The 12940-nt window shown below is 31.7% G+C and carries 9 protein-coding genes; 4 read left to right on the plus strand and 5 right to left on the minus strand.

Annotated elements, in window-relative coordinates; all coding sequences use genetic code 11:
* Positions 1-328: 328 nt before the first annotated feature.
* The 4 genes from H574_RS0107070 to H574_RS0107085 all read left to right on the plus strand — a co-directional run bounded on the left by H574_RS0107070 (position 329) and on the right by H574_RS0107085 (position 7856).
* Positions 329-1603 (plus strand): ribonucleotide-diphosphate reductase subunit beta, encoded by a 1275-nt coding sequence (locus H574_RS0107070; RefSeq protein WP_027879903.1) that lies wholly within the window; start codon positions 329-331, stop codon positions 1601-1603.
* Complete coding sequence (locus tag H574_RS0107075; RefSeq protein WP_027879904.1) at positions 1604-3400, plus strand: ribonucleoside-diphosphate reductase subunit alpha; 1797 nt, start codon at positions 1604-1606, stop codon at positions 3398-3400.
* A gap of 165 nt (positions 3401-3565) precedes the next feature.
* Positions 3566-5167: a helix-turn-helix transcriptional regulator gene (locus tag H574_RS0107080; protein WP_081653189.1), complete on the plus strand. Its 1602-nt coding sequence runs from the start codon at positions 3566-3568 to the stop codon at positions 5165-5167.
* 97 nt (positions 5168-5264) lie between these two features.
* Positions 5265-7856, plus strand: coding sequence for an exo-alpha-sialidase (locus H574_RS0107085; protein ID WP_027879906.1), 2592 nt, complete (start codon positions 5265-5267; stop codon positions 7854-7856).
* Positions 7857-8000: 144 nt separating this feature from the next.
* On the opposite strand, the gene H574_RS0107090 is transcribed toward H574_RS0107085, so the two are convergent.
* From H574_RS0107090 to H574_RS0107110, 5 genes are all read right to left on the minus strand, one after another.
* Positions 8001-9542 (minus strand): acyl-CoA carboxylase subunit beta, encoded by a 1542-nt coding sequence (locus tag H574_RS0107090; RefSeq protein ID WP_027879907.1) that lies wholly within the window; start codon positions 9540-9542, stop codon positions 8001-8003.
* Positions 9543-9666: 124 nt separating this feature from the next.
* Positions 9667-11109, minus strand: a complete 1443-nt coding sequence (accC, locus tag H574_RS0107095) for an acetyl-CoA carboxylase biotin carboxylase subunit (RefSeq protein ID WP_027879908.1) — start codon at positions 11107-11109, stop codon at positions 9667-9669.
* A gap of 1 nt (position 11110) precedes the next feature.
* Positions 11111-11596, minus strand: a complete 486-nt coding sequence (locus H574_RS0107100; RefSeq protein ID WP_027879909.1) for an acyl-CoA carboxylase biotin carboxyl carrier protein subunit — start codon at positions 11594-11596, stop codon at positions 11111-11113.
* Positions 11597-11689: 93 nt separating this feature from the next.
* Complete coding sequence (locus H574_RS0107105) at positions 11690-12373, minus strand: PrsW family intramembrane metalloprotease (protein ID WP_338101000.1); 684 nt, start codon at positions 12371-12373, stop codon at positions 11690-11692.
* Positions 12374-12925: an NUDIX hydrolase gene (locus tag H574_RS0107110; protein WP_027879911.1), complete on the minus strand. Its 552-nt coding sequence runs from the start codon at positions 12923-12925 to the stop codon at positions 12374-12376.
* Between the last annotated feature and the right edge of the window lie 15 nt (positions 12926-12940).

Genomic DNA, 12940 nt, shown 5'->3' on the forward strand with positions numbered 1-12940 from the left:
GCTTAAAAGGTGTCATATTTTATAATGATAATAGAATGTTAATTTTTAAAAAATAAGCTAAGCAAAACAGCGTAAATTATTTCAACTTCAAAAGTCAAAAATGATCTATTTAGCGTTTTATTACCCTTAAAATTTACCGATAAAAACTTCGGTTTTTAAGTTTTTTTCACAAAAAATTAACAGTGAATTTTTATCATTTCAGCAATAGTAAGGGATAACCAATTGTTGATAATTATGTGGAAAAACTAAATGGTATTTTTTGAATACGCTCGAAATAAAATCGCAATTTTATAATCCTTTTAAGACACAAAAAAAATCAATTACCATCATGCAAATTAATCACATTATCAAGAGGGATTTTACGACTGTACCTTTTCAGCTTAGTAAGATTACCAATGCGATTCTAAAAGCGATGACCGCTTTAGAACACGGGAGTTTAGAAGATGCAGAGCGTGTATCTCAACTAGTAGAAACTAGCCTTTTAAAGCATAAAGAGAATGATCCAAATTACATTCCTACGGTAGAAACTGTTCAAGATGCAGTAGAAAATGCTTTAATGGAAAGTCATTTTTTAGATGTAGCAAAAGCCTACATATTATATAGAGATGAACAAGCCAGAAAGCGTAAGACAAATATCTTTGAAAAACGTATAAACCTTAAGCCATATGAGTATCCACAATTATACGAATATGTTCCAGCAATAAGACACTCATATTGGATACATACAGAGTTTAACTTTACAAGCGATATTCAAGATTTTAAAGCAGGATTGAATGAAGTAGAGCGTAGTGCGATTAAAAATACAATGTTAGCTATTTCTCAAATAGAAGTTGCAGTAAAATCGTTTTGGGGAGATATTTATCACCGTATGCCAAAACCAGAAATAGGATCTGTAGGCGCAACATTTGCAGAAAGTGAAGTAAGACATCATGATGCATACTCACATTTATTAGAAATTTTAGGATTAAACAATGAGTTTAAAACCTTAAAGAAAAAACCTGTGATTATGAAACGTGTGCAGTATCTTGAAACTGCACTAAAAAACGCAAAAAGTGAAGATAACCAAGAGTATGCAGAGTCTATCTTGTTATTCTCATTGTTTATAGAACACGTGTCTCTATTCTCACAGTTCTTAATTATCATGGCGTTTAACAAGCATAAAAACGTATTAAAAGGAATATCTAACGTGGTAGAAGCAACTTCTAAAGAAGAGCAAATACACGGAGATTTTGGAATTGATATTATAAAAATTATAAAAGACGAAAATCCAGAATGGTTTGATGCAGCATACGAGCAAATGATAAAAGATATGTGTCTTGAGTCTTTTGAGTCTGAAAGCAAAATAGTAGACTGGATTTTTGAAAAAGGAGAAATTGACTTTTTACCAAAAGCAGTGGTTAATGAGTTTATAAAAAACAGATTTAACAACTCCTTAGAAAGCATAGGTATTGATAAAATATTTGAAGTAGACGAAAAACTACTAGCAGAAACAGAATGGTTTGACGATGAAATTATCGGAACCAAACATGGCGACTTTTTTGTAAAGCGCTCTATAAACTATAGTAAAAGAACCCAAAGTATAACCAGTGATGACCTTTTTTAAATGATAGAACAAAATAAAAACCAGACCCAGGAAGCTCCAAACCAAGAAAAACAAACGGAAGCTAACCCATTAATTGATGCAAGAAAAAAGTCGTTAAACCAAATAAAAACTTCTGGAACAGGAGGATTTAAGTGGCTAACAGATCATAGTAGACAGTTTTTAGCAGCAGGCTACTTAACTGAAGGCGTAAGCGCAGAACAGCGTATAAGAGAAATAGCAGATAGAGCAGAACAAATTTTACAAATACCTGGTTATTCTGATAAGTTTTATAACTACATGTCAGAAGGATACTTTTCTTTAGCATCACCAGTATGGTCAAACTTTGGAAAAGAAAGAGGTTTACCAATTAGCTGTTTTGGATCGCATGTAGATGATGATATGGGTAACATACTTTACTCACAATCAGAAGTAGGAATGATGTCAAAATTAGGAGGTGGTACCTCTGGCTACTTTGGAAAAATAAGACATCGTGGATCTGAAGTAAAAAACAATGGTTATGCTTCTGGAGCAGTACATATCATGCAGTTATTTGAATCTATGGTAGATGTTGTTAGTCAAGGGTCAGTAAGACGTGGACGTTTTTCGCCATACTTACCAATAGAGCATCCAGATATTAATGAGTTCTTAGAAATTGGTACAGAAGGTAACCCAATACAAGAGTTAACACATGGTGTAACTGTTACCAACCAATGGATGCAAGAAATGATAGATGGTGATGTAGACAAGCGTAGCACATGGGCAAAAGTATTACAACGTAGAGGTGAAATGGGTTATCCTTACATTTTCTTTACAGATAATGCTAATAACAATGCAGCAGATGTTTACCAAGACAAAAAGTTACCAATCTATGCAAGTAACTTATGTACAGAAATTATGTTACCATCAAATGACGACTGGTCTTTTGTATGTGTATTATCTTCTGTAAATGTATTACACTATGATAAATGGAAAGATACAGATGCAGTAGAAACTATGGTATACTTCTTAGATGCAGTTATTACTGAATTTGTTGAAAAATTAGAAGTATACAGAGACTCTCCTAATCGTGATGATAGACAAACCTTTATGTTTATGGAGCGCGCCTACAACTTTGCTAAAGAAAACCGTTCTTTAGGTTTAGGTGTATTAGGATGGCACTCGTTATTACAATCTAAAATGTTACCATTTAACAGTCAAGAAGCTTTTAGTTTAAACAGTGAGATCTTTAAAGTGATTAAAGAAAAATCTTACAAAGCTTCAGAAGAGTTAGCAGAAAAATTTGGAGAACCAAAAGTATTAAAAGGTTACGGAAGACGTAATGCAACCTTAAATGCGGTAGCACCAACAACATCTTCTGCATTTATCTTAGGTCAAGTATCACAAGGTATTGAGCCAATTTGGTCAAATATTTATGTAAAAGATATCGCTAAGATTAAAACCACTATTAAAAACTCTTATTTAGAAGATTTATTAGAATCTAAAGGTAAAAATACAACCGAAGTATGGAGAAGTATTAGAGATAACGACGGATCTGTACAGCATTTAGATTTCTTATCAGAATTAGAAAAAGATGTTTTTAAAACTTATTCTGAAATAGACCAAATGGATATTATTTATCAAGCAGCAAACCGTCAAAATCATATTGATCAAGGACAGTCTGTTAATATCATTATTCATCCAGATATGCCAGTAAAAGAGATTAATAAAATACATGTTACAGCATGGAAATTAGGATTAAAATCGCTTTACTACCAGCATAGTATGAATGCTGCACAAAAATTTAAACAAAAGAAAGATTGTGCTAGCTGTGAAGCTTAGTCTATCAATTTAAAATTAAGTGTTAAAAAATACCGATGTTATCATCGGTATTTTTTATTTAACGTGTTGGTTTTAAAAGTAAAAATCTTTAGTAAATTGTGTTTCCAAAATTAACTAATGCCATTATAATTTAATAATCATCACTTTATTTTCAATATTATTTTAATGCTTAAAAAAAGACTAAAAAGTAATACTATATATATTCTATTCTTTTTCTGTTTGACTAATATTATAGCTCAAGTAGACAATAAAGATTATTTAAAATATATAGACTCTGCACAAACATATATCGGTACAAGTCCTAAATTATCAAGCCAGTTTTTAGATTCAATAAAACAGCCTTTAAATCAGAATATAAAAGGAAATTTAGCAGAATATTATAAACTTCGAGGCATTATTAGTGATGAGTTAAACAATCAAACCCTTATATATCACAATTTTAGATTTGCTTTAAAATTTGCAAAGATCGAAAAGAATTATGAGGTAGCAGGGATGAGTAGCTTAGAGCTATTTTATAATCTATATCGCATTAAAAAAGATACTGTTAAAGCAAAAGCATATTTAGAAGAAGCAAAAAAATACTACCAACTAGATAATAATAAATATGGGTTAGCAGAGGTAACACAAATGTTGGCTTATATAGAGTTTAATAAAGGAAACTATCTAAAAAGTAATGATATTTTATTAAAAGAATTAGACTATTATAAGAGTTTAAAAGAAGACAAATATTATCAGTTGTATGCATTATTTATGCTTACTTCAAATTATATTAATTTAAATAAAATCCCTGAAGCTTACAGTTCTTTCAATCAATTAAAAACATTAAAAAATGATACTACTATAATAAAATCGTTTTATAATGGACATATTGTTACTCTATATCAAGATTTTGCTCAATTTTATCTTTACAAAAAAAATCTAGATTCTGTAGCTACATACTTAAGTAAAGCTGAGTCATTACGATTAGATATGAATGATAGTGATATACGTAACTATTTTAAATTAAAATATGATTATTATAATACTTTAAATCAAGTAACCAATCGTGATGCATATCAAGATTCTTTACGCTTATTTAAAGACTATCAGTTAAAAAAGGAATTAGATGCAAGTATTAAAATAAATGACGAGTTTATAAAAACACAGACTGAATTAGAATCTCAAACTGAAATTAAAAAAAAGAAAAATTACATTATTGTGTTATTAACTTTAATGCTTGTGGGATTAGTTGGTTTTGTAATAGTAAAATTTAAAAAGATAAAAGAAAAAATTTTAGCACATAACAAGAGTGATGAAGAACTTTCGTTATTGACAAACAATCATGAAAAATTAAAGCTAAAAGTTAGTGGTTTAAATGAATATATAACAGAATTAAAAAAAGAGATAAAATTAATTTCTTCGATTAATAATGAAGAGACTCAAAAAGAAAAAATAAAAGAACTGTATAAAAATATACATTTAAACTCATCGACATTTTTGTCAAAAGAAGAAAATTACCTTGAACTTTTAAATGAAACAAATGTTCAGTTTTTTTCAAAAATGAAGCAATTACATCCAAATTTAAACGAATCAGAAATTGTTATCTGTTATTATATTTATGTAGGTTTTAAAAATAAAGAAATTGCAGGCTTTTTAAATACATCAACAAGAGCTATAGAAAGTAAACGCTATAGAATTAGTAAAAAAATAGATTTAAAAAATAAACAAATAGTTCTTTTAGATTATTTAAATAAAACTTTTAAAACATCTCAAAATCAACCAATTTAAACTGTTTTTTTCAACTGCGTAGTTAGTGAGTAGTCAAAAATTTTACTAACATTTATTAAGTAAAGATATTTGGCATGCTAATATAAATTTACTTTGCATGAAAAAAATCTACAATCTTACTTTTTTACTTTTTACAGTATTGATGTTTTCTCAATCAAAAGCAACAAAGGACGTTAATTGGACTAAAATGAATAATAACCAAGACGCTACCTTTTATCAAATTCAAGAAGATTTTTATAACTACTGGAGTGGTAAAACACCAGAAAGAGGAAAAGGTTATAAACCTTTTAAACGTTGGGAAGATTATATGGCTCCAAGGGTATACCCTACAGGAGATATAACATTACCAACAACAACTTATGATAATTACATGACATGGTTATTAAGAAGATCTAACAATTCAGAAAGATCTTTTTCATCAACATCATCATTAGTTACCAGCAATTGGACTCAGTTAGGACCAATAGGTCCAGCAGATGGACCATTACCATACACAGGTACAGGAGCAGGACGTGTTAATTTTTTACGTTTTGACCCAAATAATTCTAATATAATGTATGTCGGAGCACCAGATGGTGGTTTATGGAAGTCTACAGATGGAGGATCCTCTTGGACAACTAATACAGACTTTTTAACAATTATAGGTTGTTCAGATTTAGCGATAGATCCAACAAATTCTCAAATAATGTATTTAGCAACAGGAGATCTTGAGGGTAATAGGAATAGTATAGGAATTTTAAAATCTACAGATGGAGGTAATACTTGGAATACTACAAGTTTGGTTATCGATGCTGCAAACGGTTGGAAGCTATCTAAATTATTAATAGATCCAAACAATCCATCAAGAATGATAGTAGCTAGTAATGTAGGAGCATGGATTACAACAGATGGTTGGAATACTAATACATTTACAGATATTGATGGAAGTTTTCCAGATTTAAAGGATATGGAGTTTAAACCAGGTTTGCTAAACGCAAATACTATTTACGCAGCAGGAACAAAATTTTTTAAATCTACAAATTTTGGAAATACTTGGACAGAAATAACTAATGGTTTACCTACCTCTAATATTTCTCGTATAGCATTAGCAGTAACATCAGGAGATGATAGCTATGTTTATGCACTTATAGGAGAATCTACTAACCAATCTTATATGGGTACTTACCGATCTACAGACAGCGGTAATTCATTTACTGCTATGTCTACATCACCAAACTTATTAGGATATGAAGCCGATGGATCTGACTCTGGCGGTCAAGCTTTTTTTGATTTATCAATAGTCGCTTCTCCTACACAACCTAATAACATCACAATAGGTGGTGTAAACCACTGGAGATCATTTGATGGCGGTACTACTTGGGAAAATGTATCTGTATGGGATTCAGGAGAAATTCATGCAGATGTCCACGAAATAACCTATCATCCTGGTAGTTCTTCTACAATGTATTCTTGTAATGATGGTGGAATATTTAAATCTACAGATAATGGTAATCAATGGACTGATATTAGTGGTAATTTAGCTATTGGTCAAGTAGTAAAACTAGGGTTGTCTAGTAATTTTGAAACTCAAATAGTAGCCGGAGAACAAGATAACGGAACTATTCTTAACACATCCGTTATCAATGACTGGTATGGCATAAATGGAGGAGATGGAGGTGAATGTTTTATTGATTATACAAATGATAATTTAATATATGTTCAATATGTAGAAGGTAAATATAGTCGTATTGATTATAGTACTATCCCAGAAACTAAAGATGATATTCAAACAGGATTGCCTAATGGAATTGATTTTTATAGTCCATTTAAAATGGATCCTGTAAATCATCTAAAATTATATTCAGGAGGAACACCAACATTATATACTTCAACTAATCAAGGAGATAACTGGAGCGCTTTGGGTACACCTTCAGGATCAGGAAGTATTAAAGAGTTTGTAGTAGCACCAAGTAATCCATCAATAATATACACGGTACAATTTGATGCAATTTCTAAATCAACAGATTCTGGTCATACTTTTACAGATGTTTCTGGATCTTTACCAACTTCTGTTGCTTTATCTAATATTACAGTGTCTAATACAGATCCTAACAAAGTATGGGTAACTTACTCTGGTTATGAAGATGGAACCAAAGTTTTTAGGTCAATAGATGGCGGACAAACTTGGACTAATATTTCTGCAGGTTTACCAAATGTACCTATGAATACTTTAGTATACAGAAATAATAGTACAACAGACGAAATTTATGTTGGAGGAGATGTTGGTGTTTATATTACAAATAATGATGCAACGTCTTGGCAACCATATATGACTAATTTACCTCACGCTTCAGTTAGAGACTTAGAAATATTTTATCCAACAAATAAATTAAGAGCAGGAACATACGGTAGAGGCGTTTGGGAAACCGATCTAAATTCAGAAACTTTAGGAATTCAAAATTTTGCCGATTTTAATAAAGATAATTCAGTAAAGATCTTTAGTAATTCTAATGAAGATTTGCAGATAAGTTCTAACGTTAATATTGTTAGTATAGTAATTTTTGATGTATTAGGTAAAAAGGTTTTTGAAGAAGAATATATAAATTCAATGATATTTACAGTAAATGCTATTAGAAAAAATCAGAATGTATATTTTGTTAAAACAACACTTTCGGACAAATCAATAGCAATTAACAAAATTGTGTTTTAATTTGTCTTAACCCTTAAGTAAGATTAAATAGCCTTATATCATTTTAAATAATGTTATTTTATAAAGAGACTTTAATTGTGTGTGTGAGTAGGGAAAATACGTTAAAGTCAAAGCCACGCAGATTATGCGTGGCTTATTTTTTTATTATAATGGAATATTACCATGTTTTCTATTAGGTAATACTTCTTCTTTGTCTTCCAACATGGTAAACGCTTTAATTAATTTACGTCTGGTATCTTTTGGCAAAATCACTTCGTCTATAAATCCGCGTTCAGCTGCTTTATAAGGATTAGCAAAAAGATCTGCATATTCTGCTTCTTTTTCTAACAGCTTTTCTTCAGGATTATCTGCTGCTTTAATTTCTTTTCTAAAAATAATTTCACTAGCACCTTTTGCACCCATTACAGCAATTTCTGCACTTGGCCAAGCGTAATTTAAATCGGCACCAATGTGTTTAGAGTTCATTACATCATAAGCGCCACCATAAGCTTTACGTGTAATAACCGTTACTTTTGGTACAGTTGCTTCACTTAATGCATACAGTAATTTTGCACCATGTACAATAATCGCATTCCATTCTTGATCTGTACCAGGTAAGAAACCAGGGACATCTACTAATACTAATAGCGGAATATTAAAGGCATCACAAAAACGAGTAAAACGTGCTGCTTTACGCGAACTATCTACATCTAAAACTCCTGCTAAAAATAAAGGTTGATTAGCTACAATACCAACACTTTTTCCTCCAATACGAGCAAAACCAACAATGATATTTTCGGCAAAATCTTTATGAATTTCAAAAAAGGAATTTTCATCAATAATACCGTTAATTACCTCGTGCATGTCGTAAGGTTTACTAGCATGATCTGGTATAATATTCATTAATTGTTCGCGCGTTTCTTCACCTAAATCATAAGGAAGATCTTTAGGTTTTTCTAAGTTGCTTTGTGGTAAATAACTTAGTAGACGTTTAACATCTTCTAAACATTCAATATCATTTGCAGAAGTTGTATGTGCTACACCAGATTTTGTACTGTGTGTACTTGCGCCACCTAATTCTTCACTAGTAACGGTTTCGTTAGTAACCGTTTTTACAACGTTTGGACCTGTTACAAACATGTAACTTGTATCTTCTACCATCATGGTAAAGTCGGTCATTGCAGGAGAGTATACTGCACCACCAGCACATGGTCCCATAATTGCTGAAATTTGCGGAATAACACCAGATGCTTTTACATTACGGTGAAAAATATCTGCATAACCACCAAGCGATCTAACACCTTCTTGGATACGTGCGCCACCAGAGTCGTTAAGACCGATAAATGGTGCACCAACTTTAAGTGCCATATCCATGATTTTACAAATCTTTTCGGCATGTGTTTCTGATAACGCACCACCAAAAACAGTAAAGTCTTGTGCAAATACATAGACAAGACGTCCATCTATTGTACCGTAACCAGTTACGACACCATCACCATAAAACTTTTGGTTTTGCATGCCAAAATCTACCGTACGATGTGTGACTAAAGCACCGATTTCTTCAAAAGAACCTTCGTCCATTAGGTATTCGATACGTTCTCTAGCGGTTAGTTTTTTCTTTTCGTGTTGTTTATCTATTCTTACTTGTCCGCCTCCTAATTTGGCAAGTTCAAGTTTTTCGTTTAATTCTTTTATTTTAGATTCCATAATTGAAATTTTATCTTTTTTTGTCATTCTACGCTACGATGCAGCATCTATTTTAAATTATTAGATACCACTTCTTACTTTGATTGCGCTAAGCACAAGCGTGCAAAATGACATAAAACTCATATTAATTAGTTGGTACTCTTAATTGTTTTTGATCTTCTAAATACTGTTTTACAGCAATTAAAGCGGCTATTTTAGCTTCTTTTTCTGTTTGTTGCTGTAAGGCTTCTGGCGAATAGTATTTTTTTACAAAGTGTGTATCAAAGTTTCCAGAGGTAAACGCTTCATGTTGACAAACAAATGCTCCAAAAGGTAAAGTGGTTTCTATCCCTTTTACTTTATATTCTGAAATAGCTTTAAGCATAATTTGTATGGCTTCTTCACGTGTTTTACCATAAGTAATTAATTTGGCTAACATTGGGTCATAATAAATAGGAATGTCCATACCTTCTTCAAAACCGTTATCTACACGAATACCATCACCAATAGGAATTTGATATTGCTCTAAGTGACCAACGCTAGGTAAGAAGTCGTTTAAAGGATCTTCAGCATATACACGAAGCTCTAAAGCGTGACCATTTATTTTTAAATCTTCTTGTTTTATCGGAAGTACTTCGCCACGAGCAACTTGTATTTGAAGTTCTACTAAATCTACACCAGCAATAATTTCGCTTACAGGATGTTCTACCTGTAATCTGGTATTCATCTCTAAGAAATAAAAATTATGTTGATCATCTAATAAAAATTCGACTGTACCGGCACCAACATAATCACAAGCTTTGGCTACTTTAATAGCTGCTTGCCCCATTTTTTCTCTTAACTCAGGAGTTAATACAGCACTTGGTGCTTCTTCTACTACTTTTTGATGACGACGTTGTATGCTACATTCGCGTTCAAAAAGGTGAATAACATTACCATGTGTATCTGCCATTACTTGAATTTCGATATGTCTAGGAGAGGCTACATATTTTTCAATAAACACAGAGCCATCTCCAAACGCGTTAACTGCTTCACTAATGGCGCGATTCATCTGTGATTCAAAATCGGCTTCTTTCTCTACAATACGCATACCTTTACCGCCACCACCAGCAGATGCTTTGATTAGAATAGGAAAACCAATACCTTGCGCTATTTTTTTAGCTTCAGAAATATCTGTAATAGCCTGGTCAGTACCAGGTACCATTGGAATATCGTATGCTTTAACAGCATCTTTTGCAGCTAATTTGCTACCCATGACTTTAATGGCGTACGATTTTGGACCAATAAAAGTAACGTTGTTAGCTTCGCAAAGCTCTGCAAAGTCTGCATTTTCACTTAAAAATCCATAACCAGGATGTATTCCGTCTACGTTAAGTTGTTTTGCAACTTCTATAATTTTTTCGCCTAATAAATAAGATTGGTTAGAAGGAGCTTCACCAATTAAAACAGCTTCGTCAGCAAATTTTACATGAGGTGCATTACGATCTGCAGTAGAGTAGACTGCAACTGTTTTAATACCCATTTTTTGGGCAGTTTTCATGACTCTTATTGCGATTTCGCCACGGTTGGCGACTAATATTTTTTTCATTTTATTCAAATTCAATTAATAATTCGCCTTTATCTACTGTAGTACCTTTTCCGCCAGATACAGATTTTATAATACCTTCACGAGGCGATAGGATACTATTTTCCATTTTCATAGCTTCAAGGATTAAAAGTGGTGTGTCTACTGAAACTTCGTCACCAGGTTTTACCATGACGTCTAAAATAAGACCAGGCATTGGCGCTTTAATTTCGTTTACTTTTTTAGAAGCACCAATTTCAAATCCTAAAGATTTTATTAGTTGATCTAAATCGTTTTCGATATTTACCGTGTAATTATTATTGTTGATGTTAACGGTATAGGATTTTTTATTGAAGTTAGATGCTAAAATTTCAGCTTTATAAGATGTGTTGTTGTCAAGGATATGGTAAGATTGATTGCTAACCTTAACGCTATCTAATGCTGAAATATCTTGGGAAGTTACCTCAAATTCGGAGTTGTCATTGACTTTAACTTTGTAGGATATATTCATTGTTTTATTTGTATTTAATTACTTGTAAAGATACTGATAAATACATTTTTTATCCCAAGTTATAAAGTATTATTTGCTAAAAAGACATAGTTGTTAGTTTTTAAAAAAAGATCCTTTTTGGTGACGTTTTATAGCTTTTCTAGACAAGAATAGACCTAAGGCTAGAGATACAAATGCTCCAACCCAAATACCAGGTATAAAATTTATAAATAAAAAGAAATCGTAAGCACCATGAAAAACAATAGCTAACAACAAACCACAAAGGTTTAGAAAAAGCTTATTAGGTTTAAATTTTGCCATACCCATAAAATATCCCATTAAAATACCAAATGTAGCATGAGCAGGTACAGCTGTAAATGCCCTTAATAGTGCAGTGCTAGCACCGTGTTGCAGTACATACATTATGTTTTCGGTTGCAGCAAATCCCATAGAAACCATAACGGCGTAGACTATGCCATCAAAAGGCTCGTTAAATTCTTTATGACGCTGAGCAAATAACAATACAATTAAGTATTTACTTAACTCTTCGGAGAAGCCAACAACAAAAAAGGCTTGTTTAAACTGCTCCCAAACACTTAATTTATCTTCTAAAGGTAAGAAGCTATTGAAAAATATGTAAAATATTGTGGTAATGATTACACTTACAATAGCGCCTAGTAAAAATGAAATTATCAGTAATCTAGTTGGTTCTTTTTCATATTTATCTTTAAAATAAATATATGCCACTATAGTTGCAATTGGTGCTAGTGCCATAATGATAAGTTGGATAACAGTCATTTAATTTATTTTTTTGGTTATAGCTTCTAAAACTTTAATGTAATACTCATAATTACTAGATACAAAATGTCCGTTTTTATCGCTATTATCTAATAAGTCTTTAAATTTAGAAATGCTTACCAATTTTAAAGCTTCAACTTCTTCTTTTTGAGGCGTTAAATCAGATAAATCAACGTTTAATTTTGCTATAAATGTATGATGAAATTCGTTGTCAATTATCCCGTTTGGATAGGTTTGAAAACAAGGAAATACACCAATTTTTTCTAAATAATCTTCTTGTATTTTAAGCCCAATTTCTTCTTTAATTTCTCTAATGGCTCCGCTTTCAATAGTTTCACCTGCATCAATATGTCCGGCAACACTAACATCCCAAAGTAACGGACAAATAGCTTTACTAGCAGCACGTTGCTGTAGTAAAATTTCTCCTTTAGAAGTATAAAACCAAATGTGTACGGTATTATGATACCAACCTTTTGTATGTATTTCGGTTTTTGTAGCAGATTTACCTGTTGGTTTACCTGATTTGGTGACTATGTCTATGTATTCTTCCATTAAAAAAAGATTCCC

This window comes from Mesoflavibacter zeaxanthinifaciens DSM 18436 (assembly GCF_000422365.1).
Classification (GTDB): Bacteria; Bacteroidota; Bacteroidia; order Flavobacteriales; family Flavobacteriaceae; genus Mesoflavibacter; species Mesoflavibacter zeaxanthinifaciens.